This window comes from Coprococcus sp. TM115-187 (assembly GCF_027679115.1).
In the GTDB taxonomy this organism is placed as follows: domain Bacteria; phylum Bacillota; class Clostridia; order Lachnospirales; family Lachnospiraceae; genus Allocoprococcus; species Allocoprococcus comes.
Genome location: NZ_JAQEKS010000029.1, coordinates 15084 through 38263 on the forward strand (window position 1 = coordinate 15084; position 23180 = coordinate 38263).

The 23180-nt window shown below is 40.8% G+C and carries 25 protein-coding genes; 8 read left to right on the forward strand and 17 right to left on the reverse strand.

What is annotated here, in order from left to right:
• Positions 1-128 precede the first annotated feature (128 nt).
• From PGW42_RS13960 to PGW42_RS14010, 11 genes are all read right to left on the reverse strand, one after another.
• The gene (locus tag PGW42_RS13960; protein ID WP_008368506.1) at positions 129-833 is read right to left on the reverse strand and encodes a TetR/AcrR family transcriptional regulator; all 705 of its coding nucleotides are present in this window, start codon (positions 831-833) and stop codon (positions 129-131) included.
• Positions 834-1037: 204 nt separating this feature from the next.
• Entirely contained in the window at positions 1038-2354 is a 1317-nt protein-coding gene (locus PGW42_RS13965) for a sensor histidine kinase (protein ID WP_270203815.1), read from the reverse strand.
• On the reverse strand, positions 2344-3024 hold the full coding sequence (locus tag PGW42_RS13970) for a winged helix-turn-helix domain-containing protein (protein ID WP_117559133.1): 681 nt from the start codon (positions 3022-3024) through the stop codon (positions 2344-2346). Before PGW42_RS13970 ends, PGW42_RS13965 begins: the two co-directional genes overlap by 11 nt.
• A gap of 22 nt (positions 3025-3046) precedes the next feature.
• Positions 3047-3703 carry a phosphate signaling complex protein PhoU gene (gene phoU / locus PGW42_RS13975; protein WP_117559135.1) on the reverse strand — a complete coding sequence of 219 codons (657 nt, stop codon included), beginning with the start codon at positions 3701-3703 and terminating at the stop codon, positions 3047-3049.
• Positions 3704-4453 carry a phosphate ABC transporter ATP-binding protein PstB gene (gene pstB / locus PGW42_RS13980; protein ID WP_055158199.1) on the reverse strand — a complete coding sequence of 250 codons (750 nt, stop codon included), beginning with the start codon at positions 4451-4453 and terminating at the stop codon, positions 3704-3706.
• Between the two features lie 13 nt (positions 4454-4466).
• On the reverse strand, positions 4467-5342 hold the full coding sequence (gene pstA / locus PGW42_RS13985) for a phosphate ABC transporter permease PstA (RefSeq protein ID WP_442872438.1): 876 nt from the start codon (positions 5340-5342) through the stop codon (positions 4467-4469).
• Between the two features lie 4 nt (positions 5343-5346).
• Complete coding sequence (gene pstC / locus PGW42_RS13990) at positions 5347-6240, reverse strand: phosphate ABC transporter permease subunit PstC (protein WP_270203817.1); 894 nt, start codon at positions 6238-6240, stop codon at positions 5347-5349.
• A gap of 20 nt (positions 6241-6260) precedes the next feature.
• Positions 6261-7163, reverse strand: coding sequence for a substrate-binding domain-containing protein (locus tag PGW42_RS13995; RefSeq protein ID WP_270203818.1), 903 nt, complete (start codon positions 7161-7163; stop codon positions 6261-6263).
• Positions 7164-7392: 229 nt separating this feature from the next.
• Complete coding sequence (locus tag PGW42_RS14000) at positions 7393-8100, reverse strand: GTP pyrophosphokinase (protein ID WP_022220501.1); 708 nt, start codon at positions 8098-8100, stop codon at positions 7393-7395.
• Between the two features lie 133 nt (positions 8101-8233).
• Positions 8234-8746 carry a cysteine hydrolase family protein gene (locus tag PGW42_RS14005; RefSeq protein ID WP_270203819.1) on the reverse strand — a complete coding sequence of 171 codons (513 nt, stop codon included), beginning with the start codon at positions 8744-8746 and terminating at the stop codon, positions 8234-8236.
• 21 nt (positions 8747-8767) lie between these two features.
• Entirely contained in the window at positions 8768-9604 is an 837-nt protein-coding gene (locus PGW42_RS14010; RefSeq protein ID WP_270203820.1) for a glucosaminidase domain-containing protein, read from the reverse strand.
• 229 nt (positions 9605-9833) lie between these two features.
• On the opposite strand from PGW42_RS14010, the gene PGW42_RS14015 reads away from it, so the two are divergent.
• Positions 9834-10097, forward strand: coding sequence for a hypothetical protein (locus tag PGW42_RS14015; protein ID WP_117559140.1), 264 nt, complete (start codon positions 9834-9836; stop codon positions 10095-10097).
• Positions 10098-10428: 331 nt separating this feature from the next.
• On the opposite strand, the gene PGW42_RS14020 is transcribed toward PGW42_RS14015, so the two are convergent.
• Entirely contained in the window at positions 10429-12444 is a 2016-nt protein-coding gene (locus PGW42_RS14020) for a beta-galactosidase (protein ID WP_270203821.1), read from the reverse strand.
• A 139-nt stretch (positions 12445-12583) separates the two neighbouring features.
• Here PGW42_RS14020 and PGW42_RS14025 point away from each other — a divergent pair, with 139 nt between their 5' ends.
• Positions 12584-13393: an AraC family transcriptional regulator gene (locus PGW42_RS14025; protein ID WP_270203822.1), complete on the forward strand. Its 810-nt coding sequence runs from the start codon at positions 12584-12586 to the stop codon at positions 13391-13393.
• Between the two features lie 231 nt (positions 13394-13624).
• Here the strand turns inward: PGW42_RS14025 and PGW42_RS14030 are convergent, their stop codons facing one another.
• Positions 13625-14497, reverse strand: a complete 873-nt coding sequence (locus PGW42_RS14030) for a phosphoribosylaminoimidazolesuccinocarboxamide synthase (RefSeq protein ID WP_117559144.1) — start codon at positions 14495-14497, stop codon at positions 13625-13627.
• 398 nt (positions 14498-14895) lie between these two features.
• Here PGW42_RS14030 and PGW42_RS14035 point away from each other — a divergent pair, with 398 nt between their 5' ends.
• Entirely contained in the window at positions 14896-16227 is a 1332-nt protein-coding gene (locus PGW42_RS14035) for a threonine/serine ThrE exporter family protein (RefSeq protein ID WP_117824663.1), read from the forward strand.
• Between the two features lie 56 nt (positions 16228-16283).
• Here PGW42_RS14035 and PGW42_RS14040 read toward each other — a convergent pair whose 3' ends face one another.
• Positions 16284-17036 (reverse strand): DUF4866 domain-containing protein, encoded by a 753-nt coding sequence (locus tag PGW42_RS14040; RefSeq protein WP_118219527.1) that lies wholly within the window; start codon positions 17034-17036, stop codon positions 16284-16286.
• 251 nt (positions 17037-17287) lie between these two features.
• On the opposite strand from PGW42_RS14040, the gene citC reads away from it, so the two are divergent.
• Positions 17288-18358 (forward strand): [citrate (pro-3S)-lyase] ligase, encoded by a 1071-nt coding sequence (gene citC / locus PGW42_RS14045; protein WP_270203823.1) that lies wholly within the window; start codon positions 17288-17290, stop codon positions 18356-18358.
• 11 nt (positions 18359-18369) lie between these two features.
• The gene (citX, locus tag PGW42_RS14050) at positions 18370-18864 is read left to right on the forward strand and encodes a citrate lyase holo-[acyl-carrier protein] synthase (RefSeq protein WP_117559150.1); all 495 of its coding nucleotides are present in this window, start codon (positions 18370-18372) and stop codon (positions 18862-18864) included.
• Positions 18865-18927: 63 nt separating this feature from the next.
• Here the strand turns inward: citX and PGW42_RS14055 are convergent, their stop codons facing one another.
• Together PGW42_RS14055 and PGW42_RS14060 are read right to left on the reverse strand one after the other, a co-directional pair.
• Positions 18928-19497, reverse strand: coding sequence for a GNAT family N-acetyltransferase (locus tag PGW42_RS14055; protein WP_117559152.1), 570 nt, complete (start codon positions 19495-19497; stop codon positions 18928-18930).
• 16 nt (positions 19498-19513) lie between these two features.
• Positions 19514-19768: an HI0074 family nucleotidyltransferase substrate-binding subunit gene (locus PGW42_RS14060; protein ID WP_330412103.1), complete on the reverse strand. Its 255-nt coding sequence runs from the start codon at positions 19766-19768 to the stop codon at positions 19514-19516.
• A gap of 335 nt (positions 19769-20103) precedes the next feature.
• Between PGW42_RS14060 and PGW42_RS14065 the strand changes: the two genes are divergently transcribed.
• The 3 genes from PGW42_RS14065 to PGW42_RS14075 are packed head-to-tail and all read left to right on the forward strand — an operon-like array spanning position 20104 to position 21971.
• On the forward strand, positions 20104-20475 hold the full coding sequence (locus PGW42_RS14065; protein WP_008368544.1) for a GntR family transcriptional regulator: 372 nt from the start codon (positions 20104-20106) through the stop codon (positions 20473-20475).
• A gap of 3 nt (positions 20476-20478) precedes the next feature.
• Positions 20479-21336, forward strand: coding sequence for an ABC transporter ATP-binding protein (locus PGW42_RS14070; RefSeq protein WP_117824668.1), 858 nt, complete (start codon positions 20479-20481; stop codon positions 21334-21336).
• Between the two features lie 2 nt (positions 21337-21338).
• A complete protein-coding gene (locus PGW42_RS14075) occupies positions 21339-21971 on the forward strand; it encodes an ABC-2 transporter permease (protein WP_117824669.1) in 633 nt (210 codons plus the stop codon).
• A gap of 59 nt (positions 21972-22030) precedes the next feature.
• On the opposite strand, the gene PGW42_RS14080 is transcribed toward PGW42_RS14075, so the two are convergent.
• Entirely contained in the window at positions 22031-22990 is a 960-nt protein-coding gene (locus PGW42_RS14080; protein ID WP_055262065.1) for a DHH family phosphoesterase, read from the reverse strand.
• Positions 22991-23180: the final 190 nt, after the last annotated feature.

Consider the following 23180-nt stretch of genomic DNA (forward strand, 5'->3'; position numbering starts at 1 on the left):
AATTGCCTCCTTATTTCGTGTGTTCGATACTTTCACATATACTTTACCACGTTTTTTTTGGATTGCAATTTAATTAAATTTTTAACAAGGATTGTATTTAAAAATAACCAAAAACCGGCGTTTTTTCCTTATTTACGGTATCCTTTATAGCCTTTCAGATTGTTGGCAAGAGCCATAACGATCGTATCTACATCATCTACCATCAGTTTTACACGTTCCGGAATCTGCTCTTCCTCTATCCCGTTTTCATATACATCTTTGAAATAGCCTTCAAAGAGCATACACACCATCCGGTTTAATTTTACTGCATTGTCATATGTAATACCACCAACATTGATACACCGCTTGCACATCTCAAAATCACGTGCCAGAAAGCTTGGTGTCTGAAGCATATTGTAGAAAAAGCGGTTAACATTTACAATATCTTCCGGAAACATTTCATAATATTCCCGCATTGCTTCTTTGAGTTTTACATTGTTATACTCAAAAAATAACAGATTATATGCTTCCGGATTATGAAATGCCTCCGTTGCATAACAATCCCACACACCTACATATACCTGCCACATATTCTTCCAGGATTTCTCAGCCTCATTCAGCCTGTCTATGTAACCGGTTAAAATTCTGAGTTCTGCATAGTATAAAAGTTCAGACACATTATCAAAGTACCTGTACAGACTTGCTGATGAGCACCCCATCTCCTTAGCAATCCTGCGGATAGATACTGCCTGAATCCCTTCTTGCTGAATGATCTCATGTGCTTTCTGGATATAATCCCTTCTGGATAATCCTTTAAAATAATTGCTGCTCGTACTCTGCTTCTGTTCTTCCATAGTTGCCTCTCATTTTCCATGTGAATCTCTACACAGATTGTATCCGGCACTCCTCCATACCGAATTCAACCATTTTTTAATTTTAGTCATATTACTCTTTATTATACATGATTCTGTTTTTGATATAAAATAGAAAAAAGCTATAATATTTCATAGCTTTTTTCTATACATTATACCTTTAATTTCCCAATTGTAAACAGTTTTTTAACAATGAAAAATAAGCTCCATTTTTGTACCTTTTCCTTCTTCACTTTCCACATGGATTTCTGCGTTATGCAAAAGTGCTCCATGCTTTACAATTGAAAGACCCAGACCTGTTCCGCCGGTCTCTCTGGAATGGCTCTTATCCACCCGGTAAAAACGCTCAAAAATACGATCCTGATGCTCTTTTGGGATTCCGATTCCGGTATCCTGGACAATGACCTTTTTCCCGTTCAGTGTATTTCCAACCCAGATATTTACTTTTCCATTTTCTTTATTGTATTTGATGGCATTTTCACAGATGTTGTAGATCATCTCATCCAGGATCTGACGGATTCCGAAACATTCCACATGTTCTCCTACCACTTCAACCTGTATTCTGTGTTTTTCTGCCTGAAGTGCCAGACGGCTCACGATCTCCCTTGTCATCTGATACAGATCCACATTCTCTTTTTCAAGCTCCACACTGCCCTCATCCAGTTTTGACAGCTTGATAATATCACCGACCAGGGTGATCATCCTGCTTGCCTCTTTATAGATCCGTTCACTGAATCCCTGCATATCTTCCGATTTTACAAGACCGTTCATCATAATTTCTGCATATCCCGAAATCGAGGTCAGAGGAGTCTTCAGCTCATGGGAAACATTTGCAGAGAATTCTCTCCTCATCTGTTCAATTGCTGCTTTTTCTTTATTCTGCCTGTCAATTCTTTCAAGCAGTGGATGCAACTCTTCATATACATCATTTTCCAGTGGTTCTTCCAGATCCAAATTGTTAATCGGTGCAATCAGCCTTTTCACCTGATGCCTTGTCATAAACCATGCAACACACCCCATCATGACCCCGATCGCAATCATATACGGTAAGATCATAAATGCTGTATTCCAGACCGTATCCATGCCTCTTGACACACGCAGGACAGAGCTATCATCCATCTTCAACGCATAATAGTACATCTCCTGTCCTTTGCTGTCTGACATACGGATATCCTGCCCACTGCCATTTGCCAATGCCTCTTTGAATTCTTTTCTTGATTTGTGGTTTGCCAGCGTTTCCTGATCATTTCCGGTATCATAAAGTACTTTTCCGTCTTTATCGATCCATGTTACCCTGGTGCGCCTACTGACCTTATCCATGGTGCCAAAATATTCTTCTCCGGATATTTCTATTGCCGCCCGGATATATTCTGCCTCCTGAACCAGTTCACTGCGCCGGATATTCAGCGCCTGCCGGTAAATAACCAGAGTAACCAGAATATACGAGATCAGTAGTGACATCGTAACCACAAAAATCATACTTTTCTGGATTCTATTTCGCATCGATCTCTCCTATACGGTATCCAACTCCCCGGACAGTCTCAATATATTCTCCTGCCTGTCCCAGCTTCTGGCGCAGGGTTCTTACATGGACATCTACCGTTCTGGTCTCACCGTCAAAATCATATCCCCAGATCTCTTCCAGTAATTTATCTCTTGTCAGAACAATATTCTGATTCTCCATAAGTTTTCTCAATAGCTCATATTCTTTCAATGTTAATGCTACCGGTTCTCCCGCTACCGTTACTTCATGCTTTTTACGGTCCATGCGGATCTCACCCAGCATATAGGTATCATCCTCTTCTTTTTTCGATGTCCGTCTGAGTACTGCACGGATTCTGGATACCAGTTCCATCATTCCAAATGGTTTGGTCACATAATCATCTGCTCCCGCATCCAGTCCCATGACCTTGTCGTATTCTGCCCCCTTTGCCGTAACCATGATGACCGGAATGTCTTTGGTTCTCCCGGAAGTCTTCAGCTTCTTCAGTATCTCCATTCCATCTTCTCCCGGGAGCATGATATCAAGCAAAATCAGCTCTGGCAGTTTCTCTGCCAGAGCTTCAAAGAATGATGTGCCTTCTTCAAATCCACGGGCCTCAAATCCCGTAGTTTCAAGTGTATATACTACTAATTCCCGGATGTTCGCTTCATCCTCCACACAAAAAATCATTCTCGTTCTCCTTTAATTTCTTTTAGATTGCAGTTCCGCCTGCATGAATACCTGTAATTGAAAATTCAACCCACTCTGCAATATTTGTTGCATGATCTCCGATCCTCTCCAGATATTTCGCGATCATGATCAGGTCGATTGCCTCATCTCCGGCACTTCCTTTGTGATCGGAAATAAATTTTACCAGATCTCCTTTTACCAGATCAAAAAGATCATCTACCTCATCATCTGCTGCCATGACTCTTCTTGCAAGCTCCAGATCTTTCTGTACATAGGCAGATACACTGTCTCTTACCATCTTTACAGTCGCCTCTGCCATCCGGTTAATATCCTTCAGATTCTTTTCCTCTGTTGATTTTGTTGCAATCACAATATCTGCGATATCCGCAGTCTGATCTCCGATACGTTCCATATCCGTGATCATCTTAAGTGATGCCGAAATTCTTCGCAGATCCCGTGCTACCGGCTGCTGCTGAAGTAAAAGCTTCAGGCAGAGATTTTCAATTTCTTTTTCCATCTGATCGATCTCGCTGTCTGCTGTAATGACAGCCTTTGCTCTGGCAATATCATGCCCTTCCAGGGCTCCTGTTGCTTCCTCAATTGCCGTCTCGCAAAGTTCTCCCATATGGATAAGCATCTCATTAAGTTCTTCCAGCTGTCTGTCAAATCTGTTCCGCATTTAACCAAACCTCCCTGTAATATAATCTTCTGTCCTCTTATCGGACGGAATCGAGAATAATTTTTCAGTATCATTATATTCTACAACTTCTCCAAGAAGGAAAAATGCGGTATTGTCCGACACTCGGACTGCCTGCTGCATATTATGTGTTACCATAACGATAGTATAATCTTTTTTCAGTTCCATCGCAAGGTCTTCTATCTTGGATGTTGAGATCGGATCCAGTGCGGAAGTCGGTTCATCCATCAGAAGTACTTCCGGTTCTACTGCAAGTGCACGTGCAATGCAAAGTCTCTGCTGCTGTCCACCGGACATGCCAAGTGCACTCTTTTTCAGACGGTCCTTACACTCGTCCCAGATAGCTGCATTACGCAGTGATTTTTCTACAATATCATCCAGTTTTGCCTTTGAACGGATTCCATGCGTTCTCGGTCCGTAAGCAATATTATCATAAATGCTCATCGGGAATGGATTTGGTTTCTGGAATACCATTCCGACTCTTTTTCTCAGGACATTTACGTCCATTCCTTTAAAAATATTCTGTCCATCCAGAAGGATTTCGCCGTCAATCCGGCATCCTTCTACCAGATCATTCATACGGTTGATCGACTTGAGAAGTGTGGATTTACCACAACCACTCGGTCCGATAAACGCGGTGATCTTATTTGGCTCGATCTCAAGGTTAATGTTTTTCAGTGCCTTGAAATCGCCATAATATAAATCAAGATTTTTTACACTTATCTTTGACATTTTCTTTTCCTCTCTATGCTTTCGTCAGTTTCTTCGCAACCACACCGGAAAGGGTGTTGATCGCAACAACCAGTACAAGCAAAATAACAGCTGTCGCATACGCCTGGTTCATATACAGCCCTTCGCTTGACAGCATATACATATGAATTGCCAGTGTCCGACCGGAACCAAGTACATTCTTTGGCACCTGTGCAACCGTTCCTGCTGTATAAATCAGTGCTGCCGTCTCTCCTACGATACGTCCAATGGCAAGGATCACACCCGCAAGGATTCCAGGAACTGCCGATGGAAGCACGATACGGAATACAGTACGGAGCTTTCCGGCTCCAAGTCCAAAGCTTCCTTCTCTGTAAGAATCCGGAACTGCTTTAAGTGCTTCTTCTGTCTGGCGCATGATCAGCGGAAGAATCATGATCGATAAAGTAAATGCACCTGCCAGAACGGAAAATCCCCATTTCAGCGTATTCACAAAGAACAGCATACCAAACAGACCATATACGATAGACGGAATGCCCGAAAGAGTCTCCGTCGTCAGGCGGATCACTTCGATAAATTTATTGCCTTTTCCTGCATATTCTACGAGGAAGATTGCGGAAAAGATTCCGAATGGTACTGCAATCAGAAGAGAAAGCAGTGTCATAACGACCGTATTGATCAGCGCCGGTATAACAGATGCATTCTCTGATGTATAATGTAACGAGAACAGAGACGGCTTGATATACGGAATTCCATTTACCAGAATATAAAAGATCAGGAACAAAAGCAGTGCAAATGTGATAAATGCTGCAATCATTACCAGAAGCATCAAAATCATGGACCCCGGATGTCTTAAATAGCTCTTTACCTTATCTGCAAAATTTCCCCGGTTGACTCCAACAGGTTTTTTCATCTGATTACTCATGTTCACCCCTCCTCTTAAGCAGCGCAACACTAAAATTGATGATCAGGATAAATACAAAAAGTACAACTCCTGTGGCAATCAGCGCTTCCCTGTGAAGTCCGGTCGCATATCCCATCTCAATTACAATATTACCAGTCAGAGTACGGACACCTAGCAGAATATTATTGACCAGTCTAGGCTGGTTTCCTGCGATCATAATAACTGCCATGGTCTCACCGATCGCACGTCCGATTCCAAGTACGATTCCTGTGATCACACCGGACTTTGCCGCCGGAATCACAACTTTGAAAATACTTCTTTCCTGGGTTGCGCCAAGTGCCAGCGAGCCTTCATAGTACTGTGGTGGTACTGCACGCATTGCACTTTCTGTCGTTCCGATGATCGTTGGAAGGATCATCATTCCAAGTACGATCGATGTAGTCAGAATTCCTTTTCCATCGCCGGATTTCTGAACCAGTCCCATCATTTTTAAAGTTCTTCCAAAGTCCCGGATGATCGGAACAACGATCACCATACCAAAGAAGCCATATACAACTGACGGAATTCCAGCAAGCAGTTCTGTTGCCGCTTTTAACGGCCTGTAAATTTTCTTCGGGCAATACATAGCCATAAATACCGAAGTCAGAATTCCAATCGGGACTCCAAATACGATTGCTCCAGCTGTTACATAGATACTTCCGATAATCATCGGGAAGATACCGAAAAGTTCATTTCCCGGACGCCAGATATCACCGGTTATAAATTTTACAAATCCTATCTGTCTGATTGCAGGGATTCCATTTGCAAACAAGAAGATGCAAATAAGAGCTACCGCCAGCACCGAAGTGCAGGCGGCAATGAAGAACACTCCCTGCATGACTTTTTCAGCCCATGCTTTTGATTTCATTCTTTAATTTCCTCTTTTATTTATTTGGAAACTTCATCCCATGTTGTGACATCCCCAACATAGATTGATTTTACCTGATCTGCTGAAAGCTCATCTGCCGGGTTAGCTTTATTTACGATCACTGCAATACCATCTGTTGCGATTACTGTTGCTTCCAGTTCTGAAGCTTCGTCATCTTTCAGTTCTCTGGATGCCATACCGATGTCATAGCTTCCTTCGATCGTAGATGTCATACCTGTTGTAGAATCTGAAGTCTGAAGCTCAATGTCTGCATTTGGATTTACTTTCTTATATGCTTCAATCAGTTTTTCCATCAGCGGTGATACAGAAGAAGATCCACCTACTACACATTTTCCGGATGGTTTTGATCCTGCATAAGCTTCTACATCCGATACCGGAATGTATTTTTCATTTGATACGATTTCCTGTCCTTCTGTACTCATAATATATGCCATAAAATCTTTTGCAACTTCATTATCAAGATCTTTCTTCACTGCAATATTGAAAGGTCTTGACACTTTGTAAGAACCATTTTCGATATTGTCTGCTGTGGCTTCTGCTCCGTCAATCTTCAGAGCCTTTACGCTGTCATTTAAAGATCCGAGTGATACATAACCGATTGCATATTCGTCACCTGCTACAGTTGTAAGCATTACCGATGTATTATTTGTAATCTGCGCATCTGTTGTTGTCATATCTACTTTCGTTCCGTCTGACTGTTTTTCTTCTATTCCGAACAGCTCAATGAAAGCTCCTCTTGTACCGGATCCATCTTCACGGGATACGATTGTGATATCATTTGATGTATCAAAATCACTTCCGCCCTCTGCGCTCTTGTCAGATGATGATCCTCCGCATCCAACTGCCATCGTTGCTGCCATTGCTGCTACAAGCGCTACTGCCATTAATTTTCTGAATTTCATAATACTAAAAATCCTCCGTTTTATGTGTTTTTGTTTTTTCTTTTCTTCACGGTCTCTATCATATAAAATGGTTGTAAAATCTGAAATCCTGGCTGTGTAAAGTTTTTGTTAAATATGATTTTTTTCTGTTCGGGGTCAAAAAAGCAGGAGCAGTCAGTTAACGTTGAGTATACTCCTCAACAATCAATTGACTGCTCCTGCTTTCTTATAATTACTTTCTTGTGTTTCTTTATCGGATCATAGGATTCTCAATGATCTCCGCATCCACTTCTTCTGTTTTCTCCGGAACCGGCTTCTCACCGCCTTCTTTCAGACATTCCAGAATTGCTTCATTCAGTGACAGCATCTTGTCATCCAGTGCCGATACCATATCCGCACATTCCTTTAGTTCCCGGCTGATATACTCCGGTGCCTGTCCTTCAAACTTGTAATAAATCTTATGCTCCAGACTCGCCCAGAAATCCATCGCAATTGTCCTGATCTGGATCTCGACCTTCGTATCCACCACACTGTCCGACAGAAAGATCGGAACGGACACCAGCATGTGGTAGCTCTTGTATCCACTTTCCTTCGGATTCTTGATATAGTCTTTGATCGACAGAACCTTTAAGTCGCTCTGATTCCCGATCATCTCCGCAAGCCGGTAAATATCGGATGTAAACGAACAGATCAGACGGACTCCTGCGATATCATTGACATAGCGTACCATGTTCTCAATACTTGTCTCATATCCGTACCGCTTCAGCTTTTTCACAATACTTTCTGCGGATTTGATCCTGGTCTTGATATGCTCGATCGGATTATATCTGTGTACATGTTGAAATTCATCGTTCAGTATCTCCAGCTTCGTCCCTACTTCTTTCAATGCGGAATTGTAAAGAAACATGACGGTCTTCCAGCTGTCTACGTCATCGTAATACTTCATTGCTGACTGCATGTAATCTCCCCTTTTTATGTATACTTCCCTCCGGAATCTATCTCCCTTTTTCGTCCCGAAAGTAAAATCAGTATACCATTTTTTCTCTTTGAAATCTATACAGCCCGGGCAAGCTTCATAGTATTTTAATAAATTAGATAATCTCAATCTGACACATTTTCATGGTTTCTAATGCCGCCTGATGAGTCGCCGGTGTCACACCTGCGCAGCAGGATGCATCCACCTGGATCCTTGCTTCCGGAAGTACCACCTTTAACAGTAACGCATTCGACACCACACAGATATCTGTACAAAGTCCGACAAGTTCAATGTCTGTATATCTCATCTTTTTTACAATCTCCGCCAGCTCCGTACTTCCAAACGTTGGCTTGTCAATCTTCTTTAATACATACGGCTTTAATGCATCAATAATCTCCCATCCATGTGTACCCTGTATACAATGTTCTATCGGAAGCTTTTTCCCTTCCTGGGTCTGCAAATAATCTGCCTGATGGGTATCTCTTGTAAAAATAATATCTGTCTCTTCTTCTCTTGCATCCTGCACTTTTTCAACCACACCACTTACGATATCCTGCGCTTCCTTTGTTCCCAGACTTCCATCCACAAAATCATTTTGCATGTCCACTACCACTAAAAGTTTTTTCATAATGTACCTCTTTTCTTTCTTTTATTTTCGCATTGCATGAATCATTTCTACAATGTCGTATCCATAACGTTCACCCGTTGCCCAGCCATACCCTTCCGGGTTCTCTTTCTGCCCCAGCCATTCCACATACGGTGCACTCCCCTTTGTCACATAAGAGTACCGGTCATCTACACATTCCCCGGAAAGAGCTTCGTCTGTCGCATAAGCTTTCAGATGCTGGATCTGTGCCCGGATCCCAGTTCTGACATCCGGATAGGAATTTCCCGGTACGCCTCCTCCCGTCGTCCCGATCCCGGCAAAATTATACTGGGTGATCTGCATATCCCCGCCGTACTGTAGCCAGCCTGTCTCTTTCATCGCCTGTGCAAATGCAACCTCGGGACGAACGCCTTCTGCCGTGGCTTCTTCATAATACATCTGCGCAAATGTCTCGATATCAGGGGCGCCTCCCTGCGCCAGAACTTCTGCCGGGTAGGTATTTCCGTGCGACTTAAAATAGTTCACCAGCTGCCATGCGCGGATACTGCTGATCCCCATCACCGGATACTGTCCCGGCTGGATGGATGCTTCTACCGCTTCTGCCTCGGCAATGGCTTTTGTTTCGGTGTCTGATAGCTGCTGCGCTTCTGCCATCTGGGCTTTAATTGTGCTGTCTGCCTTTGTTGATTCCGTGCTGTCTTTCCTGCTTTTCTCTGTGTTCTTCTGCTTTGCAGTTTTTTCTGATTCTTCTATATAGGTTCTGCCTTTTTCATCTGCGTTCCCGGCTTTGGACTTACCATATATCATACCAATCGATACAAATATCATACAGATTCCCAGTATAACCCGGATTATAGTTTCTCGTTTTATTCCAGACATTTTTCTGATTCCCTGTCTTTTTTCTCTATCCTATTCCATGTTATTGAGAATGATTCTCTTTCTTTCATAAACTTTAGTATCAATATAGCACATCATATCAGAGAATCATAGAATAAAATCTGTCTCCTTTACTTTCTCCCCTAAATCCGCTATACTGAAAATCACTTGATACAAAAACATTCTTCGCCTGACCGGCATTTTTCATATTTATTATAAGGAGGATTTTACCATGTTCCGCTTATGGGGAAAAGAATTTAAAGACAATCATATGATCAGAGATACCACCATCTGTGATGACAGTGACGATACAAGAACCCACAAGATTTTCAATGCTCTGGATGAGATCTGCTATGAATTTGATCTCAGCAAACCGATCTGGCTGGATGTGAATATCAACGAATTCAAGCGGCATTCCAAAGCAAGATTCTACCAGGACAGTTTTGTGGATTCCATTGATTTTGATTTTCTGGAAATTCAGGTAATCGAAGAATAAAAAAGGAGATGATTTTTCTTATGACATTTATCTGTCGTATGAAAAATCATCTCTTTTCATATTCTACCTCTTCGTCATCCTCAAAGAATCCAAAATCCTTAAGTGACTGATAGTAAGTCTCTATTCCCTGTTTGTTCGGATCCAGTGTAAGTACGGTACGGTTTACAAATAAATAAATTCATAGGAAAACTATGTTTTTATTTTCGTACAATCTGCACAGCAGCTCTGCTGGCACTTTTCCTGTTAAATAAAAAGAAACAGAAATCCCAGGCAGCTCTGCTTTTACATCTGCCTGAAATTCCTGTTTCCTTTTATGTTTCTTTTAATTTTTTTATTCTACTACAATCTTCACACCAAACTTAGGAAGCTTTTCTCCCTTTTCTACTGCATTTCCACTTAAAAGATCTTTCTTTCCTGTAAATTCTTCCGGAATTTCCAGTTCTTCATCCTTGAAGTTCATCACAAAATAGAAACTCTTTCCTTCTCCGTTACGTTTTACGATCTCCAGACCGTTTCCTTTTCCTGCAACCGGATTTACCCCGGCATCCCCCGCTGCCATCGCAAGCACTTTATCAGTACCTGCATCTTCCATACAGCTTCCAATATAATACAGCTTTCCATTTCCATAGGTATTTCGGGTTGCCGCAGGCATACCAGCATAGAAATCTTCCGCATATTCTCCAAGTGACTCCGCACCTTCCAGATGCATCAGATCGCATACGATCTTACATTTGCTCTGGCTTCCATCTTTGAAAGTCACCACATTATACTGTTCCGGTGCAAGGGCATCGATTTCTTCTACCCAGATACCGGCCATCTCCTTTAACGGTCCCGGATATCCGCCCAGATATACATTGTCTGACTCTCCGACAATACCACTCATGTAAGTTGTCACGAGAATTCCACCATTTCTCACATATTCTTCCAATGCTTCTTTCATTCCCGGTTTCACCATATAAAGCACCGGTGCAACGATCATCTTATATTTGGAAAAATCTGCATCTACCGGAATCATGCTGACACCAATATTTTTATCATAGAAATAACGATAATAATGATGAATCTGCTCTACATATTTGAGGTCAACGGACGGACCGCTTGTATATTCCAGAGCCCAGTAGTTATCCCAGTCAAAGATCACACCAACCTGTGCCTCATTTGCAGATCCTGGTATGATATCGCTCAGCTGTTCAAGTTCTTCACCAAGCTGCTTTACCTCGCGGAATACTCTTGTATTTTCTGTTCCTGCATGGGCAATGACTGCTCCATGGAATTTTTCGCATCCGCCTACACTTCGACGAAGCTGGAAGAACTGGATCGTATCTGCTCCATGTGCCATGGTCTGATAACTCTGGGCGCGCATCTGTCCCGGACGCTTGAGGGAGTTATATGGCTGCCAGTTCTGCTGGCTTGGTGTCTGCTCCATCAGCATAAATGGCTCATCCTTAAGCCCACGCATCAGATCATGTCGCATGGCAACCAGGCTCCATGGCGTATCATATGCCGGATAATTGTCCCAGGAAATCACATCCATTTCTTTCGCCCATTTGAAATAATCCAGTCCCTTAAAGGTTCCCATCATATTGGTTGTGATCGGTGTCTCTTTGTCATATTTGCGGATCGCTTCTTTTTCCATCTTGAAGTTATTCAGCATTCCATCAGAATTGAACCTGCAATAATCAACGGAATTTCCTGCAAATGCCGTCATGTGCGGTTCTGCTGCATCTTCAATTCCATCACCTAACGCATTAGGAAGCACCACTTCATCCCAATCATAAATCGTATGTCCCCAGAATTCCGTATTCCATGCTTTATTCAGTTCATCCAGTGTCTGATACTTCTCACGAAGCCATACGCGGAACGCTTTTTCACAGTTTTCACAATAGCATTCTCCACCGTATTCATTACTGATATGCCAGCAGGTCACATGCGGATTGTCCCCGTAACGCTCAGCAAGTTTGCCTGCAAGACGGGATGCAAACTTCTGAAACACCGGAGAATTCGGGCAGGCATTGTGTCTCTGCCCGAATTTGTGATGTCTTCCTTCATAATCCGTTCTTGCTACTTCCGGATAACGTTTTACCATCCATGCCGGAAGCGCACCTGTTGAAGTTGCAAGCACGATATCATAGTTCTCGCGGCTCAGCATATCGATGATCTCATCCAGCTCTGTAAAATTATAAGTTTCCTCTGACGGCTGGATCTTTGCCCAGGAAAATACATTGATCGTTGCACTGTTGATACAGGCATCTTTGAAAATGCGCATATCTTCTTTCCAGATCTCTTTTCCCCATTGATTCGGGTTATAATCTCCACCATACAAAATTCTCTTAAATGGTCGTTTCATAATATCTCCTTTTGTTTCTGTCTATCACATGTTCTGTCATGATTCTTTTCGTATGTTTCCTTTTGATTATACTAAAAGTAGACAGATCTTTGTATAACATGATAAACTAATAATATAACATTTTGAAACAGGTGATATTATGCCAATTTTTTTTAGAAATCTGCCCTCATCTGAACCGTTTGCCTTTGATTCTGTTGGAAATGACCGTATTCAGGAGGCTGTAAACCGCCCACGGGGCTATCCTTTTTATCATTACCTCCAGACGGAAACCGGAGAGGGAAGCGTAAAAGTACAAGAAAAAGAATATCTGCTAAAAGAAAATGAAGGGATCCTCATCGCTCCCTCGATCCGGCACTCCTATCAAAGTGTCCATGACTCTCCAGCCTGGAAAACATGCTTTGCAACCTTTACCGGATCCTTAGAAAGCTCAATCGGGGATATTACCGGGAACCAGCCTGTTCTCCTCATATCCGGCGAACAGGGAATTCCCATTTCATCGGTTATAAGAAAGGTTGTCACACAGTATCAGAATCCTCCTCTGGATCCTCTGTCACTGTCCTCGTCCTGTTATCAGCTCCTCCTGCTCCTCGCCGGAGGAACTGCTGTTCAGGCTGCCACAGATCCTTTGTATCAGCAATATCTGGTTCCTGTTCTTCATGAAATGGAAATAAATTATGATTCTCCGCTTACGATTCAGGAACTCAGCCGGATGGTCTATGTTACACCACAATATCTTTCCCGCCTGTTCCGCCGCTTTCTCGGATGCTCTGCTTATGAATATCTGACCGGTTACCGGATTGCCAAAGCCCGGGAACTGCTTCTTTCTTCTCCGCGAAGTGAGGTACAGGAAATCGCACGCCAGACAGGCTTTACGGACTCCAGCCATTTTATTGCAGTATTTCGCAAGATTACCGGGGTCACTCCACTGGAATTCCGGAAATTAAATTAGGTATACCATCATTCCAACAAGATACTATGACTTTTTAAACACACTCTTTTTTCGTCTTTAATTTTATTAAATCTCAAGTCAGTCTCAAAATCTCACCGCAAAATGAGACTAACCTGAGGCTAATTTGAGACTATCCCCTTACACTATCTATCACATGTACGCACGAAAGGACCGGCAGTTCAAAACCGTCGGTCCTTTCATCATATTTTATTCTCATGGCATGTGATATAATTATGCAAGTTTTTCGCCTGTGAGCATCTCATATGCCTGCAGGTATTTTTCGATTGTCTTATCCACGATCTCCTGTGGAAGTGTCCAGTTATTATCCGGATTGGCTGTGAGCCAGTCACGTGCGAACTGCTTGTCAAATGACGGCTGTCCGTGTCCCGGTTCATATCCGTCCGCCGGCCAGAATCTTGAACTGTCCGGTGTCAGCATCTCATCACCGATCACCATATTGCCTTCTTCATCAAGACCAAATTCAAATTTGGTATCTGCAATGATAATTCCTTTGCTGAGTGCATATTCTGCACATTTTTTGTAAAGAGCAATGGTGTTATCACGAAGCTTTTCAGCTAATTCTTTTCCTCTTCCCGGAAAATATTTTTCCAGGTGATCTACACTCTGTTCATAAGAGATATTTTCATCATGATCACCGATCTCAGCTTTTGTAGATGGTGTGTAAATCGGTTCTGGCAGTTTGTCAGATTCTTTTAATCCTTCCGGAAGTTTAATTCCACATACTGTGCCATTTTCCTGATAACTCTTCCAGCCGCTTCCTGTGATATAACCACGAACGATACATTCGATCGGAAGCATGTTGAGCTTTTTACACATCATGGATTTTCCTTCATATTTCTCCTGTTGGAAGAATTCCGGCATCTCTTTTGTATCTACAGAAATCATATGGTTCGGAAGAATATCTTCTGTCATATCAAACCAGAATTTTGACATCTGTGTCAGAACAGTACCTTTCTTAGTCACTTCATTGTTAAGAATTACGTCAAAGCAGCTGATACGGTCTGTTGCAACCATGATCAGGCTGTCGCCATTGTCATAAATCTCACGTACTTTACCTTCTTTGATCGGTTTTAATTCCTGCATATTCTTACACCTCATTGATTCATTTTCTTAATAAATAAACGGAGTTTTCTTAACTCTCAATAACCGTAACACCTAACATAATGAGTGTCAAGAAAAACAGGCTTTCTTGCTTATTAGCATTTTTTATTAGCATTTATTACTTTAAAAACTGCCGGTATTTTCTACATACTTTTTCTTATACACATTAGACAAAAAATGGTTTCTCATTTTATGCACATTGCCTCGGTCATGTTTTTAAATCCACATTGGCATATCCGTATCCTTTTTCAGGATTTCTCAACTCTTCTATTGACTTTTGCATTTCGATGATTATACTTTATTATGATAATTCAATATCAATAATACATATTTAATATATCGTTCATATATTATTGGTATAACAAAAGGAAGTGAAATTTATGCAGCAAGGCATAATAGAAAAAAATCATATGGACATTCTATGGCATGATTATGCACTGAATAAAGAAGATACCATTCCTATCACAAAGGCCGGGCTAATTGAAAAAGCCTCCGTTGTCGGTAGATGTGGCATGATGCTTCTTTCCTGTGGAACCGGAGCATGGCGTGTTCGAAGCTCCATGAATACCCTTTCCAGAGAACTGGGAATCACCTGTACCGCCGACATCGGCCTGATGTCCATTGAATACACCTGTTTTGACGGTGAAAACTGTTTTTCACAGTCGCTGTGTCTGACCAATACCGGTGTTAATACTTCGAAATTGAACCGACTGGAAAACTTCATCAACGATTTCCCAACAAAGGAAAAATATCTTTCCGGTGAACAGATTCATTCTTATCTGGATGAGATTGAACGGATCCATGGTCTTTACTCTCCAGTTGCACTCGGATTTGCCGCAGCATTTGCCTGTGGGGCATTTACCTTTCTCCTTGGTGGCGGACCGGTAGAAATGCTTCTTGCTTTTTTCGGTGCCGGTATCGGCAACTTTGTAAGATGTAAACTGACTAAGCATCATTTCACATTATTCTTAGGCATTACTGCCTCTGTTGCTGCTGCCTGCCTTATCTATGCTACACTTTTAAAAGCAACTGAACTGTTGTTCGGCATTTCTCTTGCTCATGAAGCTGGATATATATGCTCTATGCTTTTCATCATTCCCGGTTTTCCATTTATCACCAGCGGAATCGACCTTGCAAAACTGGATATGCGATCCGGCCTGGAACGACTTGCTTACGCAATGATCATCATTCTTGTCGCAACCTTGACCGCCTGGATCATGGCACTTATCCTTCATTTAAAGCCAAGTGATTTCCCACCTCTTTCTCTCACACTCTGGCAACATATACTATTCCGGCTTCTCGCCAGCTTCTGCGGGGTGTTCGGCTTTTCTGTTATGTTCAACAGTCCTAAAGAACTCTCTGCCACAGCCGGTATCATTGGAGCAATTGCCAATACACTCCGTCTTGAACTGGTAGACTTGGCCTCCCTGCCTCCTGCAGCCGCAGCTTTTATCGGTGCCCTGACTGCCGGAATTCTGGCTTCTGTATTAAAAAGCAAAATCGGTTACCCGAGAATTTCTCTGACTGTACCTTCTATTGTCATCATGGTACCGGGACTTTATCTTTACCGGGCAATCTATAATCTTGGAGTGATGTCTCTGCAAACCTCTGCATCCTGGTTTGCAGCTGCAATACTTATCATTCTTGCCTTGCCTCTTGGACTTATCTTTGCAAGAATTCTGACGGACAAGACATTCCGTTATTGCACGTAAAAAAGAATTTTAAATAAAAAGATGCATCTGATCTTTTTTCAACCAGATGCATCTTTTTATTTACCATATACAATTTGATCCGCTTTTTCTATATGCCTTTCCAGTCTGTCAGAAAAGTGTTCCAGCGGAAGGAAAACCCCCATTTCATCAAATCTTTTTCCTTCTTCCTGCAAGAAATCCTGTCCGTAATATACCACAGAATTTGGCAGTTCCTTTTGAAGTTCCATCATAATATCCCACACAGCTGCATAAGCTTCAGCCTCCGTCTTTTTTTCTTTTACGGTATCCGGAAGTTCATAGATCAGAAGTACTCCGTCATGCTCTCCCATCTTATATTCCTGTGTTTCCATTGTTTCTGAATCATAACAATGCCTTTTCTTATATCCATGTGCCAGATACATTTTTACTTTATCACGCTTCTGATAAACTTTTCGAAATTTTTCATATTCTTTTTCCTTTACATGAATCGGAAGATTTTCCAGAAGCTTTCCCTCTTCATCTGTCAAAAAATTAGGATTTGTCTGTCCATCCGCATTAAATTTAAACGGTATCAGAAAAGCATTTCTTAAAAGATCGAACATACTGTTTTGGCACACAGCCATGAGAAATGCAGTCAGATCTTTATTTTCATATGCATCGAATAATGCAGCGGTGAACTGCTTTGCGGGAAGATTCTCTGTCACAAACTCATCTCCGGAATCAATGGCATCATAAAAAGTTCTTTTCAGTCGCCTGCATGCCTCCGGGTTTGCAAGAATCTTGTCAAATAACATCTCGGCTTTTTCTTCTCTTGGAAAAATGGTTGCCATATCTATCCTTCCTTTACTATAAATCATACGATTATTTTTTATCCGACTATATTATAGGGTTATCCTGGTTATTAGTAAATTACATAATTCATATTGTAATCATGTCAATATGACATAAATCCAATTTGTATTTTTTTAAGAATAATGCCTGATTTCTTTCTTGAATCCATGCTCCTCTTTACATTTTCTATACACATGTTAAAATAATTTCATCAAATATTTTGAGCTATTGTGCAGAAAGGAATTTATCTATGTCAGATTATTATATTTCTCAAATCTATCCTTCCGACAAGCGAGCCAACGATGAAGTGGACGCGCTCCTTATCTCAGAAGGGATCCGCAGAGATGCTAACCTGGATTACACCTGCGGCATGTATGACGATGAGATGCACATTATCGCAACAGGAAGCTGTTTTGGCAACACCTTACGATGTTTTGCCGTAAGCCATGAACATCAGGGAGAAGGACTGATGAATTCCATCGTCTCTCATCTGATTGAATTTCAGTTTTCAAGAGGGAATACACACCTTTTTCTTTACACCAAATGTAATTCTGCCAAGTTCTTCGGTGATCTTGGATTCTATGAAATTTCCCGGATCGATGGACAGATTGTCTTCATGGAAAACCAAAAAACCGGATTTCAGAATTATCTGCGTACTTTTGCAAAAGATGCACTTCCAGAAGGATTGTCTGCTGAGACTCCCACCAGAAAGATTGCTGCTCTCGTCATGAACGCCAACCCGTTTACCCTCGGACACCAGTATCTTGTAGAAAAAGCGGCTGCTGAAAATGATCTGCTTCATCTCTTCATTGTCAGTGAAGATGCCAGCCTGGTTCCATTCAAGATCAGAAAACAACTCGTCATGAAAGGAACAGCACACTTGAAAAACATCTGTTATCACGACAGTGGTCCATATATTATCAGCAATGCTACTTTTCCAAGCTATTTCCAGAAAGATGAGAATGCAGTGATTGAAAGCCACGCCATGCTGGACCTGACGGTATTTACGCAGATTGCAAAGGTGCTCAGTATCACTCGCCGTTACGTAGGGGAAGAGCCTACTAGCCTGGTTACCGGAATCTATAACCGGATCATGTCTGAAAAATTACCGGAACAGGGCATCGAATGTATCGTTGTCCCAAGAAAGACCTGTGAGGATACACCGATCAGCGCTTCCAATGTACGTCTTGCCCTGCAAAATGGTGACTATGATACCCTTTCGAAGCTGGTACCGCAAACCACACTGGATTATTTCAAAAGTCCGGAAGCAATTCCTGTAATCGAACGGATCAGACAACAAGAAAATGTTATTCATTATTAGGAGGATCTGCTATGAAAGGACAGGAAGTAGTATTAACCGACATGCTCGCCTGCCGCGAGCGCCGCGTTAATATACAAAATGAATATATTCAAAGATATCATTGCCCAGTGATTTCATTCTGCATGAATATTCCGGGACCTATAAAGACGAATGAACAGATCAAAAAAGCATTCCTTTCCGGAAAGGAAGCACTTTTTGCTGTATTACAAAAAGAGAACATTCCGATTCTTACCCAAACTGAGTTTGATGAGAAGACTGGAAATGAAATTATTCTTACAGTCGACTATCCGGCAGATAGAATTAAAGAACTAACAACAGAAATCGAAGAAACCCATCCCTTCGGACGTCTTTTTGATATGGATGTGATTGGAACAGACGGAGAAAAACTCTCCCGCGGCGTCTACCGCAAATGTTTGATCTGCGGCTGTCAGGCACAGGAATGTGCCCGGTCACGAAAGCATACCGTCGCTGAAATGCAGGCAAAGATCGAAGAGATGCTCTCATAACAATATTGAGAAACGGGAGAATGCATTTTCAAACAGCATTCTCCCGTTTTTTAATTTCCATCACTATATTTCTGAAAATCTCTTTACCTGCTCCGGTTTCTCCGGATGTTCTCCTATCATCTTCTCCATCCAGACCATATGGTACCAACGCCCAAATTTATAACCACACTTCCGGAATTCTCCGATCAAACGGTATCCCAGATGTTCATGGAACTGCTTGCTGTTCTTTGTCAGATATTCATCGTCTTCTTCCGGATATCCAATGCATGCATATAGATTGATGATATTCTGTGCTTTCAGTGCAGTTTCAAGTGCCTGATAAAGCAGTTTTCCAACACCACCGTGCCTGCAACCCTTCTTTACATAAATCGTAGTTTCTGCCGACCAGTCATATGCAGCCCGTCCATAAAAAGCTCCTGCATATGCATAACCGATAATCTCGCTGTCTCTTACTGCCACCAGATACGGATATTTTTTCAGTGTGTGACGAATCCGTCCGGTAAACTCTTCCAGTGTCGGAACATCATATTCAAATGTAATTGCTGTGTCCGTTATATATGGTGCATAGATACTTAAAATTTCTGCTGCGTCCGCTTCGGTTGCCGGACGGATCTTGATTTCATTTGTATTCATTTTATGCTCCTGACTACTATATCCAATTCCTGTCAATTTCTTCTTTTAATTCACAGAACATTTTATAAAACTTCTGTTTTGCCTGCGTAATAATCCCCATTGCAATCTTTCGGTTATAAGAATGTATTACATTATTTCTTTCTTGTAATGCAGATAACCATAGTTCTTCATCCTTTATCATACCTGCTTTATATGCTGTTTTGAGAATCATTTTCGGAGAATCTGTTGCTCCTTCTGCAAATCCATGTATCTCCAATATTTCTTTCATCATCTTCCATGACTGCTACACAATGTATATCATGTTTTTTTGCAAATGAAATAATTTCGTCTATAACTTCCGTTTTTATTCCTGTATTCGCAAAAGTCTGCATTTTTCCTTCCTCCCACTACCATAACTTTAATCAGAGAAATCATTATATTTATTCTCCTACTCTTCATACATTGATTTCTCCAGATATTATTCGACTGGTAATTCCGTTTAATCTATAAAAATTATCATACCATGAATCAAATTTCTATACAAGCAGGATTGTTTCTCTTGACACACCTTCGCTAACTGTATATACTGTATATATACAGTTATAACATTTTAAGCGAGGTGAAAACGTGAATATATTCATAGATAACAAAAGTGGTGCACCCATCTATGAACAGATTTTTACACAACTCAAATCGCAAATTATAAGTGGAACATTGCCATCTGACGAAGCTCTTCCTTCCATTCGAAGCCTTGCCAAAGATCTACGAATCAGTGTCGTAACAACCAAGCGGGCTTACGATGAACTGGAAAAAGAAGGTTTTATTTACACGATTGCAGCAAAGGGCTGTTTCGTTGCTCCACTTAATACGGATCTTTTGCGTGAAACAAATCTGAAAAAAATTGAAGACTACATGGAAAAAATAGTACATCTTGCAGCTTCCTGTAATCTAAGCGAACAGGAACTTACTGAGATGCTTCATTTCATGATGGAGGAATAGCTTATGACCACATTTGAAACAAATGCTTTAGAAATAAACGATTTGAATAAGAACTATCCTGGATTTTCCCTGAATCATCTAAATCTCACTCTTCCCAGTGGATGTATCTTAGGACTCATCGGTGAAAATGGTGCCGGAAAAACTACCACCATTAAACTAATTCTGGATATCATAAAAAAAGACAGCGGTTCGATTCGAATTTTGGGAAGAGACTGCACTTCTGCTACTACTATCTTGAAAGAAGAAATTGGCGTTGTATTAGATGAAGTTGGTTTTCAGGAATGCCTGACTCCTTTACAGATTGGACGCATTATGAAGGATATTTTCCACAACTGGGATCCTTCTCTATACGACCAATATCTCCAAAAATTTAACCTTCCAAATAAAAAAGAATTTGGTAAGTTTTCAAAAGGAATGAAGATGAAACTTGGAATTGCAGTTGCTCTCTCTCATCATCCTAAACTTCTGATCCTTGATGAAGCAACAAGCGGTCTTGATCCTGTAATGCGCGATGAAATCCTTGATATTTTCAATGATTTTACCAGAGATGAATCTCATGCAATTTTAATTTCTTCCCATATTGTAAGTGATCTGGAGAAAATTTGTGATTATGTTGCCTTTCTTCATAAAGGTAACCTTGTTCTTTTCGAAGAAAAAGACCGGCTTCTGGAAAAATACGGTATCATTCAATGTACAAAGGAACAGCTTCAGGAACTCGATCAATCTGCGGTCATCGGAGTCAAATACTCTTCTTACAATGTAGAAGCAGTAGTTCTTCGAGATCAGATTCCGAAAGGATTTAAGGTACATCCGATCAGTATAGAAGATTTGTTTATTTTTATGATAAAGGGGGTTCACTGAATATGAAAGGATTACTTCGTAAAGATCTTTATCTGATGATAAAATATTGTCGTTTATTTTTTATTCTGATTATTGTATTTTCCTTTGCCGGAGCATGGAATAACAATCTGTTTTTTGCATTATATCCTATTACAATTTCCAGTATTATCCCGGTAAACCTGCTTTCTTACGATGAAAAATCAAATTGGAGTCTCTATGCCTGTACCTTTCCCTGTAGCCGGAAAGAAATTGTATCCTCCAAATATATTTTAACAGTATGTACCCTTACACTTTCTGCCATCATTGTTGAAGTAGTGCAAACAATCAACATGATTATAAGACACAACTTTCATATTTCCGGTCTTCTTACTATTTTTACAATTATCTTTATAACCGGATTACTGCCACCTGCCTTTATGTTTCCGTTTACCTTCAAACTAGGTGCTGAGAAAGGTCGGTTTGCTTATTATATTGGATTTATTTTATTTTTCGCATTGCTTGGTTCGTTGCAATCTGTCATAAAAAATTTGCCTCTCGGACTTGCACATTTCCCTTTCCGAAGTGACTATATTTTGATTCTTTTTTTCATAGGTTTATTACTGTATATAATTTCCTGGATTCTATCCATAAAATTCTATCAGAACAGGGAATTCTAACATCATTATAGAAAGAAACAGCGGTTTACTTCCTTTTTTGTAAACCACTGTTTCTTTTTTTATTTCATGATTTTTTCCATTCTCTCTTTGATAATGTCTGCAATTTCCCATCCTGCATAACTTTCGCAGATACAATCTCTTGAAATCACACCGCCGGCTTTATCTATATGGCCACCACCGCTTCCGATTCCATCGCAGAGCTTTTCTGCCACTTCATTTGCAAGATACTCCCGATCCGCGCTTCTTATTGAAACCTGATATCCACTGTCAATATCCGTATATGCAATGCTAACTTTGGCAACATCAACCTTTATTGCCATATCACCAATGATTCCAAGCACTGATTGCTCACAATGCATTGCACTGATCAAAAGATATTGCTTCTCTTTATCAAAATATGCATGGTACAAAGCTTCTCCTGCAATCATAAGGTCCTCCAGACTCATGGATGATTTTTTTAACCGTTCCAGTTCCGGATAATCTTTGCTTAACTCATCGCGCATCGCAATATCATGCTTCTTGTACAAATCTACATAGGAAGAAGTATCTGTATACAATCCATATAAAAATGCAATACTTAACTTTTCATTCGCCTTTACATCATATCCTTCTTCTTTCAAAAGTTCCCAGACAATTGTAGAACAGCTTTGATAAGAATAGTCAATAAAAGCATTTTCTGTTTTTTTCATGGAAGGCATATGATGATCAATCATTGCTATATTATCCGCTTCAAAACGATATACATTTCCTCTTCCATATTGCCCATCAACCAGCAGTAGAAGATCTGTCTTTGGTAACTCTTTTACGTATTCTACCGGAATCTCACAGATATCAATCATGTACAAAAGATCTTTTTTTTGGATTTCATAATCTCCACTGTAAATAATTGACACATTGATATCCTGTAGTTTTAAATATGTATACACCCCATATGCCGCAGCCAGTGCATCTGCATCTGGACTGTTATGACATTGAATACATATATTTTTGTACTTTAATAGCTGATTTAAAAAACCCATTTGCTCATGCCTCTTAAATTACTCTCATTCTTTCAGCATATTACCACATTTTTCCTTAAAGGTAAATAATTTCCTATGTAATATATGTAATAAAAAAACTGCAAACCCTAACGGTCTACAGCTCCCTTACTTTTTTCATGTACCTTCAAAACCACATACAAATTTAAATCTTTACTCCATCCATTCTTCC

Coding starts and splice junctions, on each gene's coding strand:
- PGW42_RS14075 (WP_117824669.1), top strand. CDS start 21,339: ATGAAAGGATTACTTCGTAAAGATCTTTATCTGATGATAAAATATTGT.
- PGW42_RS14040 (WP_118219527.1), bottom strand. CDS start 17,036: ATGGCAACCATTTTTCCAAGAGAAGAAAAAGCCGAGATGTTATTTGAC.
- PGW42_RS13960 (WP_008368506.1), bottom strand. CDS start 833: ATGGAAGAACAGAAGCAGAGTACGAGCAGCAATTATTTTAAAGGATTA.
- pstA (WP_442872438.1), bottom strand. CDS start 5,342: ATGAAAAAACCTGTTGGAGTCAACCGGGGAAATTTTGCAGATAAGGTA.
- PGW42_RS14080 (WP_055262065.1), bottom strand. CDS start 22,990: ATGGGTTTTTTAAATCAGCTATTAAAGTACAAAAATATATGTATTCAA.
- PGW42_RS13970 (WP_117559133.1), bottom strand. CDS start 3,024: ATGATTTTTTGTGTGGAGGATGAAGCGAACATCCGGGAATTAGTAGTA.
- PGW42_RS14070 (WP_117824668.1), top strand. CDS start 20,479: ATGACCACATTTGAAACAAATGCTTTAGAAATAAACGATTTGAATAAG.
- PGW42_RS14000 (WP_022220501.1), bottom strand. CDS start 8,100: ATGCAGTCAGCAATGAAGTATTACGATGACGTAGACAGCTGGAAGACC.
- PGW42_RS14035 (WP_117824663.1), top strand. CDS start 14,896: ATGCAGCAAGGCATAATAGAAAAAAATCATATGGACATTCTATGGCAT.
- pstB (WP_055158199.1), bottom strand. CDS start 4,453: ATGTCAAAGATAAGTGTAAAAAATCTTGATTTATATTATGGCGATTTC.
- citX (WP_117559150.1), top strand. CDS start 18,370: ATGAAAGGACAGGAAGTAGTATTAACCGACATGCTCGCCTGCCGCGAG.
- PGW42_RS14060 (WP_330412103.1), bottom strand. CDS start 19,768: ATGATGAAAGAAATATTGGAGATACATGGATTTGCAGAAGGAGCAACA.
- PGW42_RS14005 (WP_270203819.1), bottom strand. CDS start 8,746: ATGAAAAAACTTTTAGTGGTAGTGGACATGCAAAATGATTTTGTGGAT.
- PGW42_RS14015 (WP_117559140.1), top strand. CDS start 9,834: ATGTTCCGCTTATGGGGAAAAGAATTTAAAGACAATCATATGATCAGA.
- citC (WP_270203823.1), top strand. CDS start 17,288: ATGTCAGATTATTATATTTCTCAAATCTATCCTTCCGACAAGCGAGCC.
- PGW42_RS14025 (WP_270203822.1), top strand. CDS start 12,584: ATGCCAATTTTTTTTAGAAATCTGCCCTCATCTGAACCGTTTGCCTTT.
- PGW42_RS14030 (WP_117559144.1), bottom strand. CDS start 14,497: ATGCAGGAATTAAAACCGATCAAAGAAGGTAAAGTACGTGAGATTTAT.
- PGW42_RS14020 (WP_270203821.1), bottom strand. CDS start 12,444: ATGAAACGACCATTTAAGAGAATTTTGTATGGTGGAGATTATAACCCG.
- pstC (WP_270203817.1), bottom strand. CDS start 6,240: ATGAAATCAAAAGCATGGGCTGAAAAAGTCATGCAGGGAGTGTTCTTC.
- PGW42_RS13995 (WP_270203818.1), bottom strand. CDS start 7,163: ATGAAATTCAGAAAATTAATGGCAGTAGCGCTTGTAGCAGCAATGGCA.
- PGW42_RS13965 (WP_270203815.1), bottom strand. CDS start 2,354: ATGCGAAATAGAATCCAGAAAAGTATGATTTTTGTGGTTACGATGTCA.
- PGW42_RS14055 (WP_117559152.1), bottom strand. CDS start 19,497: ATGAATACAAATGAAATCAAGATCCGTCCGGCAACCGAAGCGGACGCA.
- PGW42_RS14010 (WP_270203820.1), bottom strand. CDS start 9,604: ATGTCTGGAATAAAACGAGAAACTATAATCCGGGTTATACTGGGAATC.
- phoU (WP_117559135.1), bottom strand. CDS start 3,703: ATGCGGAACAGATTTGACAGACAGCTGGAAGAACTTAATGAGATGCTT.